This is a genomic window from Bacillus sp. (in: firmicutes) (assembly GCA_012842745.1).
Classification (GTDB): domain Bacteria; phylum Bacillota; class Bacilli; order Bacillales; family Bacillaceae_J; genus Schinkia.
The window spans coordinates 383781-408552 of record DUSF01000035.1 but is presented as its reverse complement, the minus strand read 5'-3'; the positions used below and the strand labels follow the sequence as shown (position 1 = coordinate 408552).

Here is a 24772-nt window from a genome sequence, read left to right as displayed (position 1 = left end):
GATCTCCTTCCCTCATTTACCAGGTTCGTCTAAATAGATTACTTGGTCAATTTTCCCTTCAAGCAAGATTTCTTCAGGGAGCATCGTTCTAAGAACAAATTGCTCACCTTTTACAAGCAATTGTCCTTGTTTTAAAAGAAGACGTAATTCATTATCAGAAAATTGGAGCAATCCCCGATGGTTTTCAATATATATATGAATTTGACCAATCATCGTGATCCTTGGGAGATCCATCATGACATCTGCAGGAAGTTCCATTTTTTGGGTTATCCATTTTTTTAGTTGTTGTCTAAACTTTCTCATTACTAGGACCCCCTCTCCTTTCATGTTTATGAACAAACAGCAGGTTTTAGCATTAGAAAAACACGAAATTTTCCCATAATAGAAAATTTCGATGTCTTTCTTATACTGTCTACATGAAAATATTAATTTGGATAGTACAAAAAAAGAGGCCTTAAGCGAATGCTTAGCCTCTTTTAAGATTGGAATATGAATGTTTTTTCTTAGCGCGTGGGGGGCCGAGAATTTCTCCCCAAATGATGCCATTGATGACTTCTTTTTTGTTTATTTTAGAATAAATCATGCCTGCGTCAACATTGATATGCTGCTTCTTTTTTTCGAGTTCACGTAGCTTTCCTAGATATGGGTTTGGTGTCATTTCAATTGGTGGAGCTTCTAGTCGAACTTCTTCTTCAACTGTTTGTTCAATCTGTGGCACTCGTTTCGTCGCTGTATACATGGTTGGTTTTTGCTTTTGTTCTTCTTGTGGTTTATTTATTTCCTCAAGTAAATCCCCTAATGACGGGATAAAAGGTTTAACCCTTTTATCTCGTGACGATTGTTTTTGGCTTTGCTTTTGGTTTTCATTTGCCCGTTTTAAAAAGCTCGCAATTGCCCCAATGATAACAATCAAAAATCCAATATTTCCGAATATAAATTCAAAAAATGAACCCATCTTTACATTCCTTCTTCGTCATCTTTAGAGATTCGACCAATAGAGTCCCTCATATCCGTATCAGCGCTAATGTTTTTAATGTTCATATAATCCATCACACCGATGTTTCCGGAACGAAGTGCTTCCGCCATTGCAAGCGGTACTTGTGCTTCCGCTTCGACAACCTTCGCTTTCATTTCTTCAACTTTTGCCTTCATTTCTTGTTCTTGGGCGACAGCCATTGCGCGGCGTTCTTCAGCCTTTGCTTGGGCAATCTTTTTATCTGCTTCAGCTTGGTCTGTTTGTAAGCCTGCACCGATGTTTTTGCCGATGTCAATATCAGCAATATCAATTGATAAGATTTCAAAAGCTGTACCAGCATCAAGACCTTTTGTTAAGACCGTTTGTGAAATCATATCAGGGTTTTCTAATACCTTTTTATGATCTAATTGGGAACCGATGGTAGAAACGATTCCTTCGCCTACACGTGCGATAACGGTATCCTCACCAGCACCACCGACTAGACGGTCAATATTGGCTCGAACTGTTATTCTTGCTTTTGCCTTTACTTCAATCCCATCCATGGCAACACCTGAAATGAATGGTGTTTCAATAACTTTTGGATTAACGCTCATTTGCACAGCTTCTAAAACATCACGGCCTGCAAGATCAATCGCCGCACCACGCTCAAAAGTAAGCTCAATATTGGCACGATGAGCAGCAATTAACGCATTTACAACCCTATCAACATTACCACCAGCTAAATAATGGCTTTCAAGCTGGTTTGTGTTTATATTTAGTCCTGCTTTAACCGCTTTAATTAATGGATTAATGACCCGACTTGGAATAACGCGACGTAGCCTCATTCCAATTAGTGTGAAAATACTTACCCTCACACCTGAAGCCAGTGCTGAAATCCATAGCATCACTGGCACAAAAGTAAATAGTACAGATAAAGCGATAATAATAAGTCCAACAAGTAATAATAAAAAGACTGTCCCTTGTGTAATCATGATCTACTCCTCCATTTCATTTTTTATTTCCCGAACAATAATTCTTGGGCCTTCGGCTTTGATTATTTTAACCTTTTTATTACTGCTAATAAAACTGCCCTCTGTTACAACATCTATTCTATCATCGTTAAAGACAGCTGTTCCAGCTGGACGAAGCGGTGTAACAGTAATCCCTTCAAGTCCTACTAAATCGGAGCGCGTTTCATTTGAAACATATCCTTTTTCGCTACTTGTTGAATCAAATAAAATGATTCGCCTAAAGATTCCTTTTTCATAACCAAATCGTCTGAATAAGATTACAACCGCGATAATGGTTACGAGTAAAGCAATTAAAATAGAGAAAACCATGTGTCCAATATTGTTTGCTGCTAAAAGCAAGCTCGCAATGATCGAAAGGGTACCTAAAAGTCCTAAAATCCCACCTGGCACAAAAAATTCGAGAATGATTAAAACAATCCCAATCACTACTAATATAATTGATTCCATACCCGCTAACCCCGCTATCATATGGCCATAGAAAAATAACAATAATGAAGATAATCCCATAATTCCTGGAAGACCAAAACCAGGACTATAAAGCTCAATCACCAGTCCTAAGCTTCCGATTGTTAATAAAATCGGTACAACTACTGGATGAGTAATGAATCTCGCTAATTTTTCAGCAAAGCTTTCTTCCATTTGCTTTATCGTTGCACCTGACAAACCTAAGTAATCTAAGAGCTCTGCTCGTGTGCTGACGATTTTTTCAGCATAACCAACTTCTAATGCTTGTTCTGCAGTTAATGTTAATAACTTGCCTTCGCCAGCCCCATATTTAGATAAATCGATAGTTTCATCAGCCATTGCTAGCGCATAAATAGGATCGCGATGATTCAGTTCGGCTGAGGCCTTCATTTCCGCTAGCCACATCGACTCAGCTTTTTTACCTGCCGTATTCCCTTGTTGGTCAATAATTGCAGCAGAGCCCATCGTCGAATGCGGGACCATTACGATTTCGTCAGCATTTAACGCTAAGTAGGCACCAGCTGACAGTGCGCTTTTATTTATAAAAGCTGTCGTTGGAATTTCCGTTTCTCGTAAACCTTTGGCTATATCCATAGCCGCATCCACGGCTCCTCCTGGTGTGTTCATTTCTAAGACAATATGGCTAGCACCATTTTCTTCAGCCTCCCGTATCGAGCGATCAAGGAAAGCACCAAGTCCTTGTTCGACCGTTTTTTCAACAGGAATGAAATAAACAATTTTCTCCCCGTTAGCATGTACAGAAACGGAAATGACTTGTGAAAGAAGAATAAATAGAATAAATAAAAATGATGAAACAGCTATTATTTTATTTAAATGTAATTTTAGCCCTCGCGTCACTCTACCCCCTCCTTTCATCTAAATATTAGACTACGCCATATAATACGTATTTATAACCTGCTAAGTTTCAGTATAAACGAATATACATTATATAGTAAAAAGGGACTGTTCCAACTTAGTCCAGCACCGCCTACCAATAAGTAAAAGCATTGGTGGCGCAAATGATGCTGGACAGTTTTGAAACAGCCCCTTAATTGAAATGTTTAAGACAAATGTTTTAGAACGAGTCGATTAACTAAAGAACCATCAGCTTTCCCTTTCACTTTTGGCATAATCGCACCCATTACCTTTCCCATGTCAGCTTTTGAAATGGCCCCTGTTTCCGAAATTGTTTGTTTTACAATCTCTTCAAGTTCTTCTTCAGAAAGCTGTTCAGGCATATAAACAATCAATATTTCAATTTCATCTTTAAGTTTATCAGCTAAGTCACTGCGACCAGCATTTTCGAACTCAAGGAGGGAGTCTTTACGCTGTTTTAATTCGCGATTTAAAACAGTAAGCTCTTCTTCATCAGATAAGTCATGACCAAGCTTGATTGCTTCGTTCTGAAGAGCAGCTTTTACCATGCGGATAACAGATAATTTTTCTTTATCTTTATCTCTCATCGCTTGCTTCATATCGTCAGTAAGACGCTCAAGAAGACTCATAAATAACACCCTCTCTTAGAACTTACGCTTTCTTGCAGCCTCTGATTTTTTCTTACGTCTTACACTAGGCTTCTCATAGAATTCACGCTTCCTAGCTTCAGAAAGTGTTCCATTTTTAGAAACGGATCTTTTGAATCGACGAAGAGCATCCTCAAGTGATTCATTTTTACGAACGCGAGTCGTTGACATAAACTATTTCCCTCCCTCCGAACAACCAGTAACACCACAGACATGGAAGACAGACATAGTACATCTATCCTTTTCACAAGACATGTCTTTTGCCATTATATAATATAGATGTTAGTTTTTCAACCAATAATATAAATTTCCAATTGTCGAAAAGTTGGAGTCATGTCCACAGCACCATGTCCATACAATGGGTGGTGAGGATGGTGACTTTAAAAATGATAGAGATTTTTACGCTATTTGCAATTTTTATTGCAATTTTTTTATATGGTATGACAGTCATGCGGATTGGGCTTTATAATTTATCCCATAAAAAGTTGCGCCAATTTTTAATAACGATGACTGACACACCACTAAAAGGAATGATCATTGGCACGATTATTACAGCCATCTTACAAAGTAGTTCAGCTGTTATGGTACTTACCATCGGCTTCATTGCCGCAGGATTGTTAACGTTCAAACAGTCTATCGGGATTATTCTCGGGACAAATATCGGAACAACTTTTACAACTGAATTTATCACAATTGATCTTATTTACTATGCGACTATGCCGTTTTTGGTTATTGGCGCGTTATTATTGTTTACAAGAAAATTGCTTTCTTTTAATATAGGTGCAATCCTGTTTGGGCTTGGCTGTCTTTTTGTTGCGATGAATGGGTTTGAAAATCTTGCGAAACCGCTTGCATCGATTCCTGTTATCCACTCATCAATTGAAATGTCAAACGAAAATAACTTAATCGGGGTCGGACTAGGTACGTTATTAACAGCGGTTATTCAATCTAGTACCGCAACTACGGGTATTATCATGGGCTTTATGAGTGAAAATTTAGTAACATTATCTTCTGGAATCGCCATCGTTCTTGGGGCCAATATCGGCACATGTGTAACAGCTTTTATTGCCAGCATCGGTGCTAATATAGAGTCAAAATTGGCTGCATATGCCCATATTTGGTTAAATATTTTTGGGGTGCTATTATTCTTCCCGTTTATAAAATTTCTTGGTCTTGCTGCTTCGACATTAACGAGCTTACCAGACGTGCAGCTTGCCCATGTAAGTGTAATATTTAATGTTCTATCTTCGATGATTGCATTGCCGCTTGCTGGATTGTTGGCGCAGTTTATTATGCGGGTACATGGGAGGCAGGCGTAATCGTAAGGGGGCCACTGCCCCCTATTAATAACTTACATTAGATTGCTCATCTTTAACAATTGCAATACCCGCGCTGGCACCTATTCTTGTCGCACCAGCTTCAATCATCCGCAACGCTCCATCACGATCACGGACACCACCTGATGCCTTTACGCCTATATCCGGACCGACCGTTTCCCGCATTAGTTTAATGTCTTCTACAGTAGCACCACCTGTCGAAAAACCTGTCGATGTTTTTACAAAATCTGCATCCGCTTTTACAGCAAGCTGACATGCTCGAACTTTTTCTGCTTCTGTTAACAAACTAGTCTCAATGATTACTTTTACGAGTGCTTTTCCATGAGCAGCTTCAACGACCGCCTTAATATCCTGCTCAACTAAGTCATCATTTTTGTCTTTAAGAGCACCGATATTAATTACCATATCAACTTCATCAGCACCTTTTTCAATAGCATCCTTTGTTTCGAATGCTTTTGTCTCAGACGTTGAGGCCCCTAGCGGAAAACCAATGACAGTACAAACCTTCACATCAGAGCCCTGTAATTGTTCTGCTGCTAGTCTTACCCAAGCAGGATTTACACAAACTGAGAAAAAGCCATACTCCTTAGCCTCCTCACATAACTTGATAATTTGTTCCTTCGTTGTATCTGCCTTTAATGCTGTATGGTCAATTATATTGGCAATATTTTGTAACATAATCATCCATCCTTTCTTTAATATCTGTTTTTTATGTAAATTTTAATATGCCAAAAAAAACAGCAAGGAGTTAACCATTCAACCTTGCTGTCTTTATTATATGTGTATTTACTTATTTAACCAATTTTAACTTGATTCTCAACCTCGTCTGTTACAACGCTGACAAATTCCCCTTCGTTATTAGGATAGCCGGCCTTTGTAATTTTCACCTTGACAATTTGACCAATCATATCGTCTCTTCCAGCGAATACAACACGTAAATAATTGTCTGTGTAACCCGCGTAAAGGTCATTACGGTCAGTTCCTTCTGTAATTTGCTCTTCAGGAATGACTTCAAGGACCTCACCTTCGTAGTTAGATGCATACTCTTTTGCCAATTGATCTGACAATGTTATCAAACGATGGACACGATCGTTTTTAACATCTTCATCCACTTGGTCTTCCATCCGAGCTGCTGGGGTGCCCGTCCGTTTTGAATAAGGAAACACATGTAATTCAGAGAATTTATTATCACGAATTAGATTATAAGTTTCCATAAATTCTTCTTCTGTTTCACCTGGAAAACCAACAATGACGTCAGATGTAACTGCCAAACCCGGAAGAGCTTCCTTCAATCGATTCAAACGTTCAACAAAAAACTCTGTTGTATACTTGCGGCGCATCCGTTGTAAGACCGTATTAGAACCCGATTGCAGCGGAATGTGTAAATGACGGACAATCTTATTAGACTGATCCAAAACCTCAATCACTTCATCAGTAATTTGGCTTGCTTCAATCGATGAAATCCGAATCCGTTTTAAGCCGTCAACCTTTTGATCCAATTCGCGCAATAGCATTGCAAAATTATAATCCTTCAAATCCTCGCCATAGCCACCTGTATGAATACCAGTTAAAACAATTTCCTTATAGCCAGCATCAACTAATTGCTGTGCTTGTTTAAGCACATCTTCTGGTAAACGGGAACGCAATAGTCCACGCGCCCAAGGAATAATACAAAAAGTACAGAAGTTGTTGCAGCCTTCTTGAATTTTCAATGACGCCCTCGTTCTGTCTGTAAAAGCGGGAACATCTAATTCCTCAAAAACTCTCGCTTTCATAATATTGCCAACGCCATTGATTGGCTCCCGGTTTTTTTCATACTGACGGACATATTCTAGCAAGTTAACACGGTCTTGAGTACCGATAACAATATCGACACCAGGAATTTCTAATATTTCAGCAGGTGCCGTTTGTGCGTAACAGCCTGTCACACAAATGACAGCCTCAGGATTTTTGCGAATTGCCCTTCTAATAATTTGCCGGCTTTTTTTATCACCCGTATTTGTTACCGTACATGTATTAATAATATAAACATCTGCCATTTTCTCAAAATCGACACGCTCATAGCCAGCATCTTGAAAAAGCTGCCAGATTCCTTCTGTTTCATAATGATTTACTTTACAGCCTAATGTATAGAAAGCCACTGATGGCATAAAATCACCCCAATAATTCAGTATGATAGGAAACAGCTGCTAGTAGGTATAAAGGGGCTGTTTCTGTTCTTAAAATCCTTTGGCCTAGACTACATGTAATGAAGCCATTGTCAAGTAGCTTCGCAATCTCTTCTTCTGTTAAACCGCCTTCTGGTCCAATTACTGCTAATAAGGAGTCATTTTTAGTTAACTTTGAGAGAACGGAAGAAAGATTCTTCTTTTCTCCATGTTTTGCATCCTCTTCGTAAGCAACAATCTTATATTTGTACTGACTGCTCATCTTTAACAGCGTTTTAAAATCAATCGGCTCTCTAATTTCCGGAATCCTTGTCCGATGCGATTGTTCTGCTGCTTCTTTAGCAATCTTTTCAAGCCTTTCAACCTTTTTTCTTCCCTTTTTTTCATCCCACTTCACAATAGAGCGTGATGCAAAAAAAGGTAGAAAAGAGGAGGCTCCCATTTCTGTTCCTTTTTGGACAATCAGCTCTACCTTATCACCCTTTGGCAGTCCTTGGGCAATTGTAACAAATACAGGCAATTCCTTATTCTCATCTATCCATTCTACAATAGAGGCGAAACATAAGTCATCAGTTATTTCTTGGATTTCACAACGGGCAACTTGGCCATCCTCTGAACAGCAAATAACCGCATCCCCCGTCTTCATCCTCATTACCCGCGAAATATGATGGGCATCCTCACCCGCAATTTTTATAATTTCATCCTTTATTTGCTCATTTTTCACAAAATATCTTTGCACAGGCTTTCACCTTCAACGCTTTTATTTATTTCTAGCAATAATCGCAACCCAATCTTCCATTTGCAAAATTTCTTCGATTTCAAATCCGGCTTTGACAAGGGCTTTTTCCACTTCTTCCTGCTTCGTATTGATAATGCCAGAAGTGATAAATAATCCACCTTTTTTCACTTTTTTAGCGGCATCATCAACAAAGAGCAAAATAATTTCAGCTAGTATATTAGCGACTATACAATCCGCTTCCGCATTAATATTTTCTATCAAATTATTTTGCTTAACGGTAACAATCTGTTGCACTTTATTCAGTTCCACATTCTCAATCGCACTATTGACAGCGACTTCATCGAGGTCATAGGCATCGACTTTACTTGCTCCTAATTTAGCGGCTACAATACTAAGGACACCTGAGCCAGTACCCACATCAATCACATGTGCGCCATTTGGCATTACTTTTTCTAGCGCTTGAATGCACATGACAGTTGTTGGGTGTGTCCCTGTTCCAAAGGCCATGCCTGGGTCCAATTCAACGATGATTTCCTCGCTTGTTTCCGGCTCATATTCCTCCCATGTTGGAACAATCGTAACCCGTTCAGAAATTTTAATAGGATGGTAATATTGCTTCCAAGCTGTTGACCAATCCTCCTCATTTACTTCATCAATTTTAATTGTATTTAAACCAAGATCAATTCCATATTCTACAAGGTTGTTTATCGCTGCTTTAATCGATTCGACCATCTCTGCAAAAGAACTTGTTACTGGAAGATAGGCTTTTATAATAACCCCCTCTTCAGGATAATCAGCTGGATTGAGATCATAAATCTCACCAAATTTTTGTTCTCTAACCTTTACAAGATCCGCTGGGTCTTCTATCGCAACCCCACCAGCACCTGCCTCATGAAGAATATTAGAAATTGCTTCAACCGCTTCTTGCGTCGTATGTATACTCATTTCAGACCATTTCATCTTTTAACACTCTCTTTTTTAATTTGTTTAGAGGCTATCTCAAAAATGTCTGACATCTTTACATGGTACGCTTAGAAAGACACGACTTTCCGCCCACAATGGCGGAAGTCGATGTCCTTTCTTATACTGATATCCAATAAAAAGTTATACTTTTCTATCAGTATAAAAGCTCCATGCATGATGTGATGTTCGACACATTTGAAACAGCCTCGTTTCATGCTAACCTTTAAATGCTCTTTTTACTTTTGCAAAAAAACTATCATCATGTTCGGTTGGTCCTTCATCCCCGCTAAGTTCCGCTAGCTCTCGGAATAGTTCTTTTTGGCGATTATTCAAATTCGTTGGTGTGACAACACGAATTTTAATATGCTGATCGCCTTGCCCATAACCCCTAACATTTGGAACACCTTTCCCTCTCAAGCGGAAATTTGTTCCTGTTTGTGTTCCAGTAGGAATTTTTAATTTTACCTTTCCGTGCAATGTTGGCACTTCAATTTCATCACCAAGGGCAGCTTGAACAAAGGTAATTGGCATTTCACAGTAAATATCTTCCCCATCACGTTCAAAAAATTCATGTGGCTTCACATGGAAGACGACATATAAATCGCCAGGAGGTCCCCCATTTACACCTGGCTCCCCTTGACCAGAAACACGCATTTGTTGACCTTCATCAACACCGGCAGGAATTTTAACGTGAATTTTTTTGCGCCTTTTCACTTTACCTGCACCGCCACATGTCGAACATTTTTCTTTAATCATTTTTCCAGTTCCATTACAATAATGGCAAACACGGCGATTGACAATGCGGCCAAATGGTGTATTTTGTTCAACATTAAGTTGGCCTGATCCATTACAATGTGTACAAGTCTCAGGCTTTGTGCCAGGCTTTGCACCACTGCCATGGCATGTATCGCATTCTTCTTCCTTTGGAATCTCTAAATCTGTTTCTTTCCCAAAGGCAGCTTCTTTAAAATCTAAAGTCATCGTATATTGCAAGTCCGCACCTTGTCTAGGGGCATTAGGATCGCGTCTTCTTGAGCCACCGCCACCGAAAAACATATCGAAAATATCACCAAATCCACCAAAGTCGGCGCCTTCAAAGCCACCAAAACCGCCTTGATTTGGATTTGCATGACCAAATTGGTCATATTGTGTACGCTTTGCATCATCACTTAAAACTTCATACGCTTCTGTGATTTCTTTAAATTTCTCTGTAGCGTCCGCTTCTTTATTTACATCTGGGTGATATTTTCTTGCAAGCTGACGATAGGCCTTTTTTATTTCATCTTTTGAGGCATCTTTCGCCACTCCGAGGACTTCATAATAGTCTCGTTTACTCATACCATATCCACTCCCGAATTTCCCGTTCTAATCTACACTGCATAACGATTATAATATCATTACAAGACTACACTATGCAAATGAAATGAAAAAGTCAAAGCCAAGACAGACCTGACTTTGACTGGGTAATTATTTTTTAGCTTCCTCTTCATTCACTTCAGTAAATTCAGCATCAACGACATTATCATCCTTTGCGTTCGCACCTGCACCGCCAGCTTCGTTTGCTTGTGCTTCTTGCGCTGCCTGCTCATAAAGCTTGACGGAAAGCTGTTGAACAATCTCTTGCAACGCATCTTTTTTCGCACGGATTTCATCAAGATTGTTCTTTTCAATCGCTTGTTTTAATGCATCTTTAGCTTCTTCAGCGTTTTTCTTATCGGCTTCATCAACCTTATCGCCTAAATCCTTTAATGTTTTATCTGTCGCAAATACAAGCTGGTCCGCTTCGTTGCGAAGTTCCGCTTCTTCTTTACGTTGTTTATCAGCTTCGGCATTTGCTTCAGCCTCTTTTACCATTCTATCAATTTCTTCATCAGATAAAGTTGTTGATGATTGAATCGTAATTGATTGCTCTTTACCAGTTCCTTTGTCAGTCGCACGTACATTCACAATTCCGTTCGCATCAATATCAAATGATACTTCGATTTGCGGAATGCCACGCGGTGCTGGCGGAATATCAGTTAATTGGAAGCGTCCTAATGTTTTATTATCTGCTGCCATTGGGCGTTCCCCTTGAAGCACATGGATATCCACAGCTGTTTGACTATCAGCAGCAGTTGAGAAAATTTGTGACTTACTTGTCGGAATTGTTGTATTGCGATCTATTAACTTCGTAAATACGCCACCCATCGTTTCAATACCTAATGAAAGTGGAGTTACGTCTAGTAAGACAACATCCTTTACATCACCCGTTAAAACGCCACCTTGGATAGCGGCACCTAGAGCAACTACCTCATCCGGGTTAACACCTTTACTTGGGTCTTTTCCAACTTCATTTTTAATTGCTTCTACAACAGCCGGAATACGTGTTGAGCCACCAACTAGGATTACTTTGTCAATCTCACTCTTTGAAATTCCCGCATCTTGAATGGCGCGACGAACAGGCCCCATTGTTCTGTCCACTAAATCAGCTGAAAGCTCTTCAAATTTAGCACGTGTAAGATTCATTTCTAAATGCAATGGACCAGCTTCACCTGCAGTGATAAATGGTAATGAAATTTGCGTTGAAGTAACACCTGATAAATCTTTTTTCGCTTTTTCAGCAGCATCTTTTAAGCGTTGTAGAGCCATTTTATCCTTAGAAAGGTCAATGCCGTTTTCTTTTCTAAATTCTGCTACTAAGTAATCAATAACCACTTGGTCAAAATCGTCTCCACCAAGGCGATTATCCCCAGCTGTTGCTTTTACTTCAAAAATACCATCACCTAATTCTAGAATGGAAACATCAAAAGTACCACCACCAAGGTCATATACTAAAATGGTGTGGTTTTCATCTTCTTTATCAAGACCATAGGCAAGTGCTGCAGCAGTTGGCTCATTTATTATGCGTTCAACTTCAAGACCAGCAATTTTACCAGCATCTTTCGTTGCTTGACGCTCAGCATCATTAAAATAAGCCGGTACGGTAATAACAGCTCTTGTAACTGGCTCCCCTAAATATTCCTCAGCATATGATTTTAAGTGCTGCAAAATAGCTGCAGAAAGTTCTTGAGGTGTGTATGATTTTCCTTCTATTTCTGTTTTGTAATCTGTTCCCATATGACGTTTGATTGATAAAATCGTGTTTGGATTTGTAATCGATTGGCGTTTAGCCACTTCACCAACTTGGCGTTCGCCATTTTTAAATGCAACAACTGACGGAGTCGTACGGTTTCCTTCGGGATTTGGAATAACCTTTGGCTCGCCGCCTTCCATCACCGCTACACAAGAGTTTGTTGTCCCTAAATCAATACCAATAATTTTACTCATGAAAATGTCCTCCTCAAAAAATTGTTCAATTAATCTTTCTTCTATTTTTAAATCAAGTTACTGATTAACTTTGACCATTGTTGGACGAATAACCCTGTCCTTTAAAATATAACCCTTTTGAAATTCCTCAATTACTATGTTGGAACCATAATTGCTATCTTCAACTTGCATGACAGCTTGGTGGAAATTAGGATCAAATTCCTTGTCAACCGCTTCGATTATTTCTAACCCCTCCGTTTTTAACGCTTCCTGCAATTGACGATAAACCATCTCCAACCCTTTTAAAACTTGTTTTGTTTCATCTTCTTTCGCCTCTATATTTAAGGCCCTCTCGAAATTATCGAGTGCCGGAAGTAAATGTTCAATTAAACTTTGAGCACGATATTTTGCCGCTGCCTCTTGGTCTAAACGGACGCGGCGTCGATAATTTTCAAGGTCTGCCTGCATACGTAAGATTCTGTTTTGCCTTTCATCAAGTTCTTGTTGTAATCTCTCGATTTCGGGTTGCTCTGCAGTGAGCTCCGCTGCTTGTTCCACCTCTTGTAAAGGCTCTTGCTGTTCACCTATAGGTTGTTCATTTTGCTCTGTATGCGGAGTGTTGCTATCAGTTTCAACAGTTACTTCTGCATCATTTACTTCCTTTAATTCTTCTAATTCTTCACTATTATTTTCTACTTTTTGCGAATAGTCTTTATTAACCATTCGTTTCACCTCCCACAAACTAGCTTTTTATATACATAGAAAAGCGAAAGACCCGCCTTCTATCAAACTTCCCTTTACCAATATGACCATTACGATCCATTTTGATACAGGGAAGTTAATACCTTCGTTAAATCTTGAGAAAAGATGTTTAATAATGAAATAACTCTCGAATACTCCATCCTTGTCGGACCTAAAATAGCGATTGTTCCCATCGGTTCATTTCCAATTGAATACGTTGCAGTAATAACACTGCAATTTTGCATTTCTTCTAATTGGTTTTCCTGACCGATTTTCACAGTGATTCCGGCATTCTTTGCTTTGAACAAATTATAAATTACACTTTCTTGCTCAATAACCGATAGCAATGAGCGTATTTTATGAATATCATTGAACTCAGGTTGTGAGAACATATTCGTTTTTCCACCATAAAATACTTTTTCGGCTTTTTTATGACCAAATATATTGCTGATTAAATCAAACACACGGTCATAATCATACACATTCTTTTTAATAACGCTGACTAGCTCTTTTTGAATGCGGTCTTGAAGCTCAATGATTGGACACCCTTTTAATTGCTCATTTAAGATATTGACAAGCTTTTCTAATTCGGACGAATCTAGTCCTTCTGGCATTTTAATTGCTTGATGTTCAACATGTCCTGTATCGGTAACAATAATCGCTACTACACTTTCACGATTTAAAGGAATCATTTCAATTTGCTTAAGACGAGTTTCGAAATGCTCAGGTCCTAATACAATCGTTGTATAATTCGTAAACTCAGAAAGAAGCTTTGCAGACTTTTTAGCAACCATTTCGATTTCATATATTTTACTATCAAATAGAGAACGAATCGTCGCTAGCTCTTCCATGTTTAACGCTGTCGGTGACAACAAGTGATCTACATAAAATCGGTATCCTTTTTCTGAAGGAATACGCCCTGAAGATGTATGTGGTTTTTCGATAAATCCCATTTCCTCTAAATCAGCCATATCGTTGCGAATCGTTGCTGGACTAAACGAGATATCATCCTTTTTGGCTATTGTCCTAGAGCCAACAGCTTGTGCAGAGTGAATAAAGTCATCAATAATCACTTGCAAAATTAGCAGCTGACGATCTGTTAGCATAGAAGTATCACCTCTGTTAGCACTCTTATCGAACGAGTGCTAATTCTATATTATAAGTTACCAAAAGAGAACGTATATTGTCAATAAGGGAGGCCGTTAACATTTAATATTTTAGCAAAAAGTTATCCGATAAAAGCTTGAAAAACTTCATTTCCTAAAAACAGACCCTTTCTTGTTAGTTTAATCGATTCTGTCGTTTCTTCTAACAAACCTTTCTTTACTTGCTCACTAATTTCATTTCCAAAAATAGTATTCAAATCCTGGCCAAACTTACGGAAAAATACTTTTTTCGAAACCCCTTCTGTTTTTCTAAGGCCTAGAAAAACCTCTTCCTCCATTTTTTCACGCTCTGTTACAGTATGTTCCTCAATATAGGGAAATCCCGTTTCATTGATAAGCGAGATATATTGATTGAGCGGGCCAGCGTTGCCCCTGCGAACGCCATTCACATAGCTATGGGCACCTGCACCAAAGCCGAAATATTCCTCATTGCGCCAATACGTTAAATTATGTTCGCTTTCAAATCCTGGCTTTGAAAAATTACTAATTTCGTACTGCTTATAGCCGTGTGCAGCCATTTCATCCATTAAAACGGAATACATTTCAACTTCATCATCTTCCCTAGGCAAATCAAGTTTTCCCATTCTCTTTAAATTATAAAAAACAGTTTTTGGCTCTATTTGCAGAGAATATCCTGAAAAGTGCTCGATATGAAGCGTAAATGCTTGTTTTAATGTTGCTTTAAAACTTTCAATCGTTTGTCCTGGCAAACTATAGATTAAATCAGCATTTATATTTTGAAATCCAACTTCTTTAGCTAAAGCAATCGTTTCAAAAACATCGCGTACTCGATGTGTACGTCCGATTTTTTCAAGCAGTAGGTCGTCAAAAACCTGAACACCAAAACTAAGACGATTTACCCCTGCTTCCTTTAATAATAACAGTTTTTCTTTTGATAAATGACTTGGGTTCGCTTCAAAAGTAAATTCTGTTTTTTCGTTGTCGTTGAAATACGGTCCAAAATGTTTATGAATGCCATTTAAAAAATAATCAAGCTGGGTAATTGAAAGTGAGGTTGGCGTACCACCACCAACAAAAACCGTCCTAATTACATCTGGCTTATAGTTTTGGAGAGTATGTTTCATTTCTTTTTCCATCGCCATTAAATAATCATGGACTGGCTGGTTTTTTAAATAAAATTTATTGAAATCGCAATAATGGCAAATTTGCTCACAAAAAGGAATGTGAAAATAAACTGATTTCACCATAAAAAACCACTCTTTTCTTAGCAAAAAAGGATGACATAATCGTCACCCCTTACTATTTTTTACTATTATTATCATCCATCCGTAACACGGCCATGAATGCTTCCTGCGGAACTTCGACGGAGCCAACTTGCTTCATCCGCTTTTTACCTTCTTTTTGCTTTTCTAATAGCTTACGTTTCCGGGAAATATCACCGCCATAACATTTGGCAAGAACATTTTTCCCCATTGATTTAATCGTCGAACGCGCGACAATCTTCGTGCCTACTGCAGCTTGGACAGGCACTTCGAATTGTTGCCTTGGAATGAGCTCCTTCAATTTTTCAACAATGACCTTGCCACGTTCATACGCAAAATCGCGGTGGACGATAAATGATAAAGCATCGACTTGTTCACCATTTAATAAAATATCCATTTTCGCTAACTTCGATTGCTTGTAGCCAATGAGTTCATAGTCAAAAGATGCATAGCCTTTTGTGTTAGATTTTAAAATATCAAAGAAATCATAGACAATCTCTGATAATGGCAATTCATACGTAATATTGACGCGTTTCTCATCAAGGTATTGCATGTCAATAAAATTACCGCGCTTATTTTGACATAATTCCATAACAGAGCCAACATAATCGTTTGGCACCATGATACTTGCTTTAACATATGGTTCAAAAATACCATCAATACTTTGCGGGTCTGGCATTTTTGAAGGATTTTCAACAGTTATTTCTTCACCACTCGTTAGGACAACCTTATAAATAACGCTTGGTGCCGTCGTAATTAAATCAATATTGAATTCACGTTCAATCCGTTCTTGAATAATTTCCATATGAAGTAATCCCAAAAATCCACATCGGAAACCAAATCCGAGCGCTTGCGATGTTTCAGCCTCAAATTGTAGTGATGAATCGTTTAATTGTAATTTTTCTAAGGCTTCACGTAAATCATTATAATCCTTAGAATCAATCGGATATAAGCCACAGAACACCATCGGATTAAGCTTACGGTATCCAGGTAAAGCCTCACTTGCCGCATTCTTTGCGCTCGTGATCGTATCCCCGACTCTCGTATCACTAACATTTTTAATAGAAGCCGTCAAAAAGCCGACATCACCGACCGTTAGTTCATCTCTTGGTACCGCCTTCGGTGTGAAAACACCTACTTCATTTACCTCAAACTCTTTACCTGTTGCCATCATTTTAATTTTATCGCCGACTTTTACAGTCCCATCGACAACACGAATATAAGTGATAACACCGCGGTAGGAGTCATATAAAGAGTCAAAAATCAATGCTTTCAAAGGTGCATCAGGGTCGCCCGTTGGCGCTGGCACCTTTTCAACTATTTGCTCTAAAATTTCCTCGATACCAATGCCAGCTTTTGCAGAAGCAAGCACAGCTTCAGAGGCATCAAGTCCAATTACATCTTCAATTTCCTGACGCACACGATCTGGGTCAGCGCTAGGTAAATCAATTTTGTTAATAACTGGTAGAATCTCAAGATTATTATCTAACGCTAAATAAACATTTGCTAATGTTTGCGCTTCAATTCCCTGTGCTGCATCAACTACTAAGATAGCCCCTTCACAGGCAGCCAAACTTCGTGATACTTCATAAGTGAAGTCAACATGTCCTGGGGTATCAATTAAGTGGAAAATATAGTCATTTCCATCTTTTGCTTTATATAGTACTTGAACTGCGTTCAATTTTATCGTGATACCACGTTCACGCTCTAAATCCATCGCGTCAAGAAGTTGCTCTTTCATTTCGCGTTGGCTAACTGTACTAGTTTTTTCTAAAAGCCGATCCGCTAATGTTGATTTCCCGTGATCAATATGAGCAATAATCGAAAAGTTACGAATTCGTTTTTGACGCTCTTGCCTTGTTTCTTTATTCATCCAATAACCACTCCTACTAATGTGAGCAAAATTACACTGCTTTTGATTATATCAATATCTAAAAAACTATTCAATTGAAAAAGGCAGAGGAACCGTCCCCTGCTTCCTAATCAAACGCAATAAGCATCAGATTTACTAGTTTTTGAAACAAAATTGTTAGCATATCGGCTATCTTCCCGCCAATACTTGTGATGACATGAAAGGCCTTCATCTCTTCTAATTTCTTTTGTTTCGCCTCAATATCATGAGCAGTAATTTCCTCACCTAAGACCGCTGCTTCAACTTCCCCAGCTTTATTTTTCTTTATTTGAAAGGCTTGTCCGTACGTCTTATCATCAAATCCTTTCAATTGCAAGAGGCCGTGATTCGCCTCCTGCATGCCAAGGAGAACACCGAAAAATAAAACTATAAGTAAAAGAAAGAATTTAATAATAAATTTTTTCATTTCGTATCCCTTCTATCCATTCCATTTACTTCTTCGGCCTGCCAATAAAATTCGCTAAATACTTCGGCAATTGCTTCTGTTGTTCGAAAAACTTCTTCTAATGAATTTTCCATTCCACCCATTTCGATTAAAATAGCATTCTCGGATAAGTCTTGATTGAATTTACCGTTTGTGCCTTGTCCTTGTTTTTTCGTTACCCCGCGGCTTAAGCCCGGGTATTTTTCATCCAATAAATGATGCAAATCCGTTGCAAGTTTTAAATTTTGTTCATATTTTGCATGCTCGCCACCAATGATGAAAATAGTTCTAGCATAGTCTTTTCCATTTATTTTTGCAGTTGTAATTTTATGCGATTGGGAATCGCGATGTATATCGATAAAATATTTCAAATCACGATTTGTTGCCATAGCTTCTTTAATAGCTGGTCTTGGGACATCATAGGACTGAGGATATTTCATCCCTTTATCAGAGAGAACTTTTGTATAATCAGTTGCATCAAACTGAACACCAATCCCTTTTTTCTCTAATTCCTTCCCGAGTTTGTCAGCCACAGTCATCACATTCACTTCATGAGAATACGATTCTCCTGGTTTTGTTCCTTCTGGTAAGTGTGGTAAATAAGATTCTCTAGAATGTGTTGTATACAGATAGACTACTTTTTTACCATTTGTCGTTAATGCTGGCGGAGAAATATTCTCAGACTCAGCATATTTCTCTAAGCTTTCAATCGAGGCTTCTCGCTCTTGTAAAAGCACTTCCATTGGGGGGGATGATTCATAAGGCATATTCGTATAATTTGTTCCTTCTCCAGCGACGATAATTTCGCCATCAAACAAGGAGAAACCAGGTAATTCACGACCGAGCAAACTTCGTGGATCATTTGGATTTATGCTAGTAGCTAATTCAAATGCAAATGTGCTCAATTTAATCGGTTGTTTCTCAGCATCATCAATTGCTTGCTTAAAATACTGATTTTCAAAACCTAGTAAATGAACAAAGAAAGTTGTGTCCAATTGCTGGCTCCACCCGTTAATAGATGATGAAGAAATTCTTAATTCAGGTTTAAGAGCTGTCAGCATACCTGCGATGACGAACATGACCATCATCGGAATGATTACGATCATGATTGGTTTAATAAGCGAATTTCCATTAAATGAAATCATTAAATTGCGCAAACTCTTTCACCTCTCAAAGCTTCTCTATTAAAATGTATTCGCAAGCTTTGAGAGATAGAACTACTAGAGGAAGCAGGGGACGGTTCTTTTGCTTCCTAATGTGTATAAGAGCCAATATTATCTTGATCAACTTCATAGTGTAAGGCAGCATTTAACCCAGCTGATATGACATTAGCCATATCCTCAATAAAAACATCCACTTCTTTCGGGGTAACCATTAAATTATGACCTAAAGGAGCGAGAACTTCGTGGATTAATCTCCGTTTTTCTTCATCAGGAAGTGTACCAACTAAGCCAAGAAAAGAGTGCCGTTCCTCTTCTCCGGGCATATCCTCCGTCTTAAGCACCTTTTTTTCACCAAATGTTAAGCCAGCAGGTGCTAATGCTCTACTAGGCTTGTTTCCTTCTTTAAGCTCTCTTCCAAAATGTTTTAAAATAAAATCAATCGTATCACTCGTAATCGAAACAGCATCAACCACAGTCGGTATGCCAATGGCAATGACTGGAATACCTAAAGTCTCCTTACTTAGTTCCTTTCGTTTATTTCCAACCCCCGAACCAGGATGAATTCCCGTATCGGATATTTGAATGGTTGCATTAACTCTCTCAAGGGAACGTGCTGCTAAAGCATCGACGGCAATGACAAAATCGGGTTTCGACTTTTCAATGACACCTTGGATAATATCGCTTGTTTCAATTCCTGTGATCCCCATTACCCCTGGGGCAATCGCGCTTACGGAACGAAAGCCATCCCGAACGGTCTCAGGCTGTAATGTAAAAAGATGTCTTGTGATAAGTAAATTCTCAACCGTAATAGGACCAAGAGCATCTGGGGTGACATTCCAATTTCCTAATCCAACAACAAGGCAGCTATCTTCATCTTTAATGCCAATTTGTTTCATAAATGCACTGAATTCCTCTGCGAACACCTTTTGGACCTCATCTTGCAACTCCGTATCTTGCTCACGAATCCCTTGCACCTCTAAAGTCAAATAATTTCCTGCCTTTTTACAAACAGCCTCGGCACCAGCATCTGTAATTTCTACCTTAGAAACTTTTACATTTCCCGCCTTTCTTTCTTTAACAATCACACCTTCAATTGTTGATAGATTTTCATCCTCTTTTTGCCTCTCGTTAATAACCATTTCATGAGCCTCAATGGCTAAGTCTGTGCGGATATTATATTTTGATAAATCTAACGATTGCTCCATTTCTTGGGCCCCCTGTAGAATTTTTGTCAAATTAGAAAAATGTCTAGTAGTTAAAATTTAGCTTATCCGAATAAAAAATAAACATGCATTAAATACTTTCACTTCTCCAAAGTATTGCAAAAAACAAGCCATTTTGATAAAATACTGTTTGTTCTATGTATAGCCTAAATCGGCTTATCAGGAGGTGAAAGGAATGCCAAATATTAAATCTGCAATTAAACGCGTAAAAGTGAACGAAAGCCGTCGTGCGGGGAACATCTCTGTTAAATCCGACATGCGTACAGCTGTTAAAAAGGTTGAAGCGCTTGTTGTTAATAACGATGTAGAAAGTGCAAAAAGCGCACTTATTACAGCTGCTCAAAAGCTTGATAAAGCTGTTGGCAAAGGTCTTGTCCATAAAAATACTGCAGCTCGTCAAAAATCACGTTTAGCTAAAAAAGTTAACGAATTAAATGCTTAAGCATATAAAAAGAAGCGTCCACTAGAAACGCTTCTTTTTTTCTATGCATATATGTACCCATTTCATCCGTTTAATTGCAAAATAAATAATTCTAATAACAGTTTTTTATCCATTTTACCTGTTTTCATTTTATAATCTATTTCCGCTAAATTAGCGATGATTTTTTGCAGCTCCGCTTCTGAAAAACGAGTAGCCTGCTCTCCTGCAAGCTTAACGCGAAACGGATGCACCTTTAAATAGGTTGCTGTTTGGTTTTGACCATAGCCTCTTTTATATAATTCCTTTACTTGATAGATTAGCCGAAATTGCGCTGCAACTAGTGAAAGAATTTTAATAGGTTCTTCCTTTTGCTCTAGCAAATCATAGTAAAACAATAACGCTTCTTCCGTTTTCCTTTTTACGATCATGTCAACCAACGAAAAAACATTCTGCTCTAATGTACGCGGGACTAAATTCCTGATGGCGGGTTGATTGATTTTTCCGTCCTTGCCAACATATAACATTAGTTTTTCGATTTCGTTTGCTAACAGCAGTAATTTGGGCCCTACAAGCCGAAGGAGAAGCTCAATTGCTTCGTCATCAATATCCATATTTTCAGCTGTTACTCTATTTTTAATCCACGCATTAATCGCCTTGTCATCCATAAAGGAAGCTTGGAATACTTCGCCATTTTTCTTTAGCAGCTTAACAAGTTTTTTTCTTTCATCTACTTTGTCATAATGACCAGTAAAGATGACAACCGAATCAGGTGAAGGCGATTCTAAATACTCTTCCAATCTTTTTAGATCATGGTCTATTTTATTTTTCTCCTTTTGTCCTGTTAAAAAAATCGGGTCCTTAATAAGGACAACACGTTTTTCACCGATAAAGGGCAATGTTTCAGCATCTTCAAGAGCTACATCAATGGTAACTTCATTCATATCAAAAACGGATAAATTAAATTCTTTTTCTTCAGGTGCTAAAACAGTGTTGATAATTAGCTTTATTGTTTCATCTAGTAAGAACTCCTCTTGTCCATAAAGCAAATAAAGCGGGGCGATTTGTCGTTTTTTCACCTTTTTATGTATTTCATTTAATGTAACCATGTTATGTTCACCTCAAACTTCAACCGATACTTATATGCTAGACGGTTCGGGCGATTTTGACAAGTATTTGAAATTGAGGTGAAATACTTGAGAGGAGTTGAAAAATCCAGCTCCCCTCTTTTATAATAAACGTTAAATAGTAAGCCCCGGGATACTTACCATTCAACGGTTGTAACTTTGTAAGCTTATCATGTACTAAAACGAATCAACATATAGGTGACAACTCTTGTCAACTAAGGAAGAACAAATTATGTCTTTTCCATAATGGTGTAGATTTTTTTCGTATATTAGCTTATACTAAAATGGTCAAATGGGAGGGATTCAAATGAACGAATTTGAAAAAAATGTCCAAAGTACACGAAATGACGCTGTAGATTCTGGTGTAGGCTTCATCGCTTCTTTTGGATTTTTTGCAACAATTTTTATCATCGGTACAGTTATTAAGCTTGTAGGCTAAGTTAGACAAGTACATACAAGTACAAACGTAAGAAAAAGGACTGCCGCTTTCGGTAGTCTTTTTTTCTATGGACAGCATCGTTTTCCGGTTACAGCTTTTGCTTTATCTTATGGCAGGCGCCATTCAAAGGTTCCTCTATTTCCAGTAAATATGTAACAAATAGCACCCTTTTCATCTGTCCTTAATATATCGACTTGATGTTCACGCAAAATTTCAATGACATCTCGATGTGGATGTCCAAAACGATTAGTAACACCGGCGGAAATTAGGGCATGTGTAGGGCTCAGTTGGGCGATAAATGCTTCCGAGGTAGATGTATGGCTGCCATGGTGTCCTATTTTTATGACATCCACTTTTAAATTTGGAAATTGTTCCAAAACTTTATTTTCTCCTTCCCTCTCCAAATCCCCAGTAAACAACCAGCTTTTCCCTCCTATTTTCGCATAAAGAATGACAGACTGATTATTTTTACTTTTTTCATTCCCCGTTGGCCCAAGGATATAAAATGTCATTCCATCCTTTTTCCAAAAGTCGAAGGCTTTTACCTCCTTCATTTTTACATTATTTTTTGCAATCGCCTTATATATTTTCATCACTTCTTCACTTTCACTTTTATCAAAACTGCCAACACCAACGATGGTTTCCTTTACTTTAAAATGTTCAATAACTGCTGGAACTCCGCCAATATGATCCATATCGCCATGGGTCAAAATTAATTTATCAATTTTCCTAATTCCCTTTGCTTTTAAGAAAGGTGTAACAATGTCTTCACCAACTTCGAAGCTATTTTTCCTTTCTTGCCATTCTTTTTTTTCAAAAAAATTAATATTTCCACCTGTATCAATTAAATAGACAGCCTTTCGATATGGGAGCTCGATTAAAATGCTATCACCTTGGCCAACATCTATCATCGTAATCTTTCCTTCATTTGAAAAATACGGAGCAAACCAGTGGTAAACAAAAACGCTAAAGAGTAAAAACAAAGCTTTTTTAGCTTTAACAAATTGTTTATGTTCTTCCCAGCTTATAAAAAAGAAAATAATAACAACGTAATAAGAAATAAGGAACCAGCCTGCTGGCTTTCCAAACGTCAACATAAAAGATGAAAGTTTATTTGTTTGTTCAAGGATAGTTTCGGAAAAATCGATAATGGCTGAAAGAATTGAAATGGGGATAACCGCAATAGTTTCAGATAAATAATGAAGGAAAAATGAGAAAATCGAAAGCGGCAGGACAATCAAGCATATAAGCGGAACAAAAATAACATTTAAAGGCAAGCTTAATAAAGTTAGTTCAAAATTATATAATAAAACGAGCGGAAAGGAACAAATTTGTGCGATTACAGTAATAACGAATAACTGCTGCCAATAATTCCTGTGCATAGTAATAATTGCTGAAGATGAAATTATGAGGGAAAAACTGACTAAAAACGAAAGCTGAAAGCCAATATCTGTTATGTAATAAGGATTCCTTAAAATCATCCCAATAAAAACGATGCTTAGTACATCCAAAGGATGGAATTTCAACTTCATTTGCGTCGCTGCTAACACTAGAAATGCTGTTAAACATGCTCTAACAACTGATGGGGCGCCGCCAGCTACAATCATATACAAAGGTAATAATATCATTAACAATAAAAATGTCTTTTCCCTTGTGACCCCTAAACGGACTAATATGAGAAAAGCAGCAGCAACAATTAAGACAACATGTGACCCTGATATCGCTAACAAATGGACAATTCCAAATCGTTGGTAGTAATCCTCGGTTGTTTGGCTCATTTCGCTGCGCTCGCCAAAAATTAGTGCTTGGACAAAACCAATTGTATTTTCGGGAAAATGTTCTTTTATATAGGAAAGCTGAGCTGCTCGCCATTTTTGGAGAAGATATTTAATCGATGTTGTAGGCGTACATTGTGATGATTTTAATGTGTCAGGGGTAAAAATCCAATGGATTCTTTTATTGTATAGGAACTTTTGATAATCAAAGGCGAAGAAGTTTCTTGCTTTATTCGGAGTAGTTAATTTCCCAGTCAATTTACAGCTCATACCAACTTGTAATTGTTGCAGCTTCTTTTTTTCTTCAATTGATTTAATCCTGTATGTGACGTTGAATTTTTCTTTCGTGGGCAATTGATAGATGAAGGTTAACCGATCTCCGTCAATCAATGGAATCGTTTCAATCACACCTTTAAACTCAGTTTCGTTGCCAGTTAAACCTGTCACGTTATCGTCGTCTGTCCATTTAAATAGCAATACAAATGAAGACATCGTAACGATGCAAATGATAAATAATTTTAGATGCTGGTTGTCCTTTAATACAACCCAAACTAAATATAAAATGCAAGCACTAATAGCCACCCAATGGAATTTGAAAAAGGCGGCCATCGTCCCAAGAGCACAAGCAAAAGCTATGAATATCCATTTCCCTCGCACAACAACAGGCCACCTCCATGATTTTTTAACTTGTCCAA

Annotated in this window: 24 protein-coding genes; 3 read left to right on the top strand and 21 right to left on the bottom strand. The window is 38.1% G+C overall.

All coding sequences use genetic code 11. The features are described 5' to 3' along the window. Positions 1–12: 12 nt before the first annotated feature. From yqfC to GX497_07010, 6 genes are all read right to left on the bottom strand, one after another. Positions 13–327 (bottom strand): sporulation protein YqfC, encoded by a 315-nt coding sequence (gene yqfC / locus GX497_07035; GenBank protein ID HHY72969.1) that lies wholly within the window; start codon positions 325–327, stop codon positions 13–15. A 139-nt stretch (positions 328–466) separates the two neighbouring features. Continuing rightward, positions 467–955 (bottom strand): hypothetical protein, encoded by a 489-nt coding sequence (locus GX497_07030; GenBank protein HHY72968.1) that lies wholly within the window; start codon positions 953–955, stop codon positions 467–469. Positions 956–957: 2 nt separating this feature from the next. Continuing rightward, positions 958–1944 (bottom strand): flotillin-like protein FloA, encoded by a 987-nt coding sequence (floA, locus tag GX497_07025; protein HHY72967.1) that lies wholly within the window; start codon positions 1942–1944, stop codon positions 958–960. A gap of 6 nt (positions 1945–1950) precedes the next feature. Next, a complete protein-coding gene (locus tag GX497_07020) occupies positions 1951–3327 on the bottom strand; it encodes a nodulation protein NfeD (GenBank protein HHY72966.1) in 1377 nt (458 codons plus the stop codon). A 185-nt stretch (positions 3328–3512) separates the two neighbouring features. Then, on the bottom strand, positions 3513–3956 hold the full coding sequence (locus tag GX497_07015) for a GatB/YqeY domain-containing protein (protein HHY72965.1): 444 nt from the start codon (positions 3954–3956) through the stop codon (positions 3513–3515). 15 nt (positions 3957–3971) lie between these two features. After that, positions 3972–4145, bottom strand: coding sequence for a 30S ribosomal protein S21 (locus tag GX497_07010; GenBank protein ID HHY72964.1), 174 nt, complete (start codon positions 4143–4145; stop codon positions 3972–3974). 215 nt (positions 4146–4360) lie between these two features. Here GX497_07010 and GX497_07005 point away from each other — a divergent pair, with 215 nt between their 5' ends. Continuing rightward, positions 4361–5293, top strand: a complete 933-nt coding sequence (locus tag GX497_07005; protein ID HHY72963.1) for a Na/Pi cotransporter family protein — start codon at positions 4361–4363, stop codon at positions 5291–5293. A 24-nt stretch (positions 5294–5317) separates the two neighbouring features. On the opposite strand, the gene deoC is transcribed toward GX497_07005, so the two are convergent. From deoC to GX497_06940, 13 genes are all read right to left on the bottom strand, one after another. After that, positions 5318–5989 carry a deoxyribose-phosphate aldolase gene (deoC, locus tag GX497_07000; protein HHY72962.1) on the bottom strand — a complete coding sequence of 224 codons (672 nt, stop codon included), beginning with the start codon at positions 5987–5989 and terminating at the stop codon, positions 5318–5320. A 116-nt stretch (positions 5990–6105) separates the two neighbouring features. Beyond that, positions 6106–7461, bottom strand: a complete 1356-nt coding sequence (mtaB, locus tag GX497_06995) for a tRNA (N(6)-L-threonylcarbamoyladenosine(37)-C(2))-methylthiotransferase MtaB (GenBank protein ID HHY72961.1) — start codon at positions 7459–7461, stop codon at positions 6106–6108. Between the two features lie 4 nt (positions 7462–7465). After that, positions 7466–8218: a 16S rRNA (uracil(1498)-N(3))-methyltransferase gene (locus GX497_06990; protein HHY72960.1), complete on the bottom strand. Its 753-nt coding sequence runs from the start codon at positions 8216–8218 to the stop codon at positions 7466–7468. Positions 8219–8239: 21 nt separating this feature from the next. Beyond that, on the bottom strand, positions 8240–9178 hold the full coding sequence (prmA, locus tag GX497_06985; protein ID HHY72959.1) for a 50S ribosomal protein L11 methyltransferase: 939 nt from the start codon (positions 9176–9178) through the stop codon (positions 8240–8242). Between the two features lie 219 nt (positions 9179–9397). Next, positions 9398–10519, bottom strand: coding sequence for a molecular chaperone DnaJ (dnaJ, locus tag GX497_06980; GenBank protein ID HHY72958.1), 1122 nt, complete (start codon positions 10517–10519; stop codon positions 9398–9400). 129 nt (positions 10520–10648) lie between these two features. After that, complete coding sequence (gene dnaK, locus GX497_06975; GenBank protein HHY72957.1) at positions 10649–12487, bottom strand: molecular chaperone DnaK; 1839 nt, start codon at positions 12485–12487, stop codon at positions 10649–10651. A 57-nt stretch (positions 12488–12544) separates the two neighbouring features. After that, complete coding sequence (gene grpE, locus GX497_06970; protein ID HHY72956.1) at positions 12545–13189, bottom strand: nucleotide exchange factor GrpE; 645 nt, start codon at positions 13187–13189, stop codon at positions 12545–12547. A gap of 89 nt (positions 13190–13278) precedes the next feature. Continuing rightward, a complete protein-coding gene (gene hrcA, locus GX497_06965) occupies positions 13279–14313 on the bottom strand; it encodes a heat-inducible transcriptional repressor HrcA (GenBank protein HHY72955.1) in 1035 nt (344 codons plus the stop codon). A 122-nt stretch (positions 14314–14435) separates the two neighbouring features. Beyond that, positions 14436–15581: an oxygen-independent coproporphyrinogen III oxidase gene (locus GX497_06960; protein HHY72954.1), complete on the bottom strand. Its 1146-nt coding sequence runs from the start codon at positions 15579–15581 to the stop codon at positions 14436–14438. Positions 15582–15633: 52 nt separating this feature from the next. Beyond that, positions 15634–17469 (bottom strand): elongation factor 4, encoded by a 1836-nt coding sequence (gene lepA, locus GX497_06955; GenBank protein HHY72953.1) that lies wholly within the window; start codon positions 17467–17469, stop codon positions 15634–15636. Between the two features lie 106 nt (positions 17470–17575). Beyond that, positions 17576–17914 (bottom strand): DUF3679 domain-containing protein, encoded by a 339-nt coding sequence (locus tag GX497_06950; protein ID HHY72952.1) that lies wholly within the window; start codon positions 17912–17914, stop codon positions 17576–17578. Next, positions 17911–19077 carry a stage II sporulation protein P gene (locus GX497_06945; protein HHY72951.1) on the bottom strand — a complete coding sequence of 389 codons (1167 nt, stop codon included), beginning with the start codon at positions 19075–19077 and terminating at the stop codon, positions 17911–17913. The genes GX497_06950 and GX497_06945 overlap by 4 nt, the downstream gene beginning before the upstream one ends. Positions 19078–19184: 107 nt before the next feature. Then, complete coding sequence (locus GX497_06940; GenBank protein ID HHY72950.1) at positions 19185–20300, bottom strand: GPR endopeptidase; 1116 nt, start codon at positions 20298–20300, stop codon at positions 19185–19187. A 193-nt stretch (positions 20301–20493) separates the two neighbouring features. Here GX497_06940 and rpsT point away from each other — a divergent pair, with 193 nt between their 5' ends. Continuing rightward, positions 20494–20760 (top strand): 30S ribosomal protein S20, encoded by a 267-nt coding sequence (gene rpsT / locus GX497_06935; protein ID HHY72949.1) that lies wholly within the window; start codon positions 20494–20496, stop codon positions 20758–20760. Positions 20761–20822: 62 nt separating this feature from the next. Here rpsT and holA read toward each other — a convergent pair whose 3' ends face one another. After that, positions 20823–21845, bottom strand: a complete 1023-nt coding sequence (holA, locus tag GX497_06930; GenBank protein ID HHY72948.1) for a DNA polymerase III subunit delta — start codon at positions 21843–21845, stop codon at positions 20823–20825. A 325-nt stretch (positions 21846–22170) separates the two neighbouring features. Between holA and GX497_06925 the strand changes: the two genes are divergently transcribed. After that, complete coding sequence (locus tag GX497_06925) at positions 22171–22302, top strand: YqzM family protein (protein ID HHY72947.1); 132 nt, start codon at positions 22171–22173, stop codon at positions 22300–22302. Positions 22303–22409: 107 nt separating this feature from the next. On the opposite strand, the gene GX497_06920 is transcribed toward GX497_06925, so the two are convergent. Beyond that, positions 22410–24734 (bottom strand): DNA internalization-related competence protein ComEC/Rec2, encoded by a 2325-nt coding sequence (locus GX497_06920; protein HHY72946.1) that lies wholly within the window; start codon positions 24732–24734, stop codon positions 22410–22412. Positions 24735–24772 lie beyond the last annotated feature (38 nt).

Coding starts and splice junctions, on each gene's coding strand:
- GX497_06950 (HHY72952.1), bottom strand. CDS start 17,914: ATGAAAAAATTTATTATTAAATTCTTTCTTTTACTTATAGTTTTATTT.
- GX497_06925 (HHY72947.1), top strand. CDS start 22,171: ATGAACGAATTTGAAAAAAATGTCCAAAGTACACGAAATGACGCTGTA.
- holA (HHY72948.1), bottom strand. CDS start 21,845: ATGGTTACATTAAATGAAATACATAAAAAGGTGAAAAAACGACAAATC.
- GX497_06945 (HHY72951.1), bottom strand. CDS start 19,077: ATGATTTCATTTAATGGAAATTCGCTTATTAAACCAATCATGATCGTA.
- yqfC (HHY72969.1), bottom strand. CDS start 327: ATGAAAGGAGAGGGGGTCCTAGTAATGAGAAAGTTTAGACAACAACTA.
- grpE (HHY72956.1), bottom strand. CDS start 13,189: ATGGTTAATAAAGACTATTCGCAAAAAGTAGAAAATAATAGTGAAGAA.
- GX497_07005 (HHY72963.1), top strand. CDS start 4,361: ATGATAGAGATTTTTACGCTATTTGCAATTTTTATTGCAATTTTTTTA.
- hrcA (HHY72955.1), bottom strand. CDS start 14,313: ATGCTAACAGATCGTCAGCTGCTAATTTTGCAAGTGATTATTGATGAC.
- prmA (HHY72959.1), bottom strand. CDS start 9,178: ATGAAATGGTCTGAAATGAGTATACATACGACGCAAGAAGCGGTTGAA.
- GX497_07020 (HHY72966.1), bottom strand. CDS start 3,327: ATGAAAGGAGGGGGTAGAGTGACGCGAGGGCTAAAATTACATTTAAAT.
- GX497_07010 (HHY72964.1), bottom strand. CDS start 4,145: ATGTCAACGACTCGCGTTCGTAAAAATGAATCACTTGAGGATGCTCTT.
- GX497_06960 (HHY72954.1), bottom strand. CDS start 15,581: ATGGTGAAATCAGTTTATTTTCACATTCCTTTTTGTGAGCAAATTTGC.
- GX497_07030 (HHY72968.1), bottom strand. CDS start 955: ATGGGTTCATTTTTTGAATTTATATTCGGAAATATTGGATTTTTGATT.
- dnaJ (HHY72958.1), bottom strand. CDS start 10,519: ATGAGTAAACGAGACTATTATGAAGTCCTCGGAGTGGCGAAAGATGCC.
- GX497_07015 (HHY72965.1), bottom strand. CDS start 3,956: ATGAGTCTTCTTGAGCGTCTTACTGACGATATGAAGCAAGCGATGAGA.
- GX497_06940 (HHY72950.1), bottom strand. CDS start 20,300: ATGGAGCAATCGTTAGATTTATCAAAATATAATATCCGCACAGACTTA.
- deoC (HHY72962.1), bottom strand. CDS start 5,989: ATGTTACAAAATATTGCCAATATAATTGACCATACAGCATTAAAGGCA.
- dnaK (HHY72957.1), bottom strand. CDS start 12,487: ATGAGTAAAATTATTGGTATTGATTTAGGGACAACAAACTCTTGTGTA.
- lepA (HHY72953.1), bottom strand. CDS start 17,469: ATGAATAAAGAAACAAGGCAAGAGCGTCAAAAACGAATTCGTAACTTT.
- rpsT (HHY72949.1), top strand. CDS start 20,494: ATGCCAAATATTAAATCTGCAATTAAACGCGTAAAAGTGAACGAAAGC.
- mtaB (HHY72961.1), bottom strand. CDS start 7,461: ATGCCATCAGTGGCTTTCTATACATTAGGCTGTAAAGTAAATCATTAT.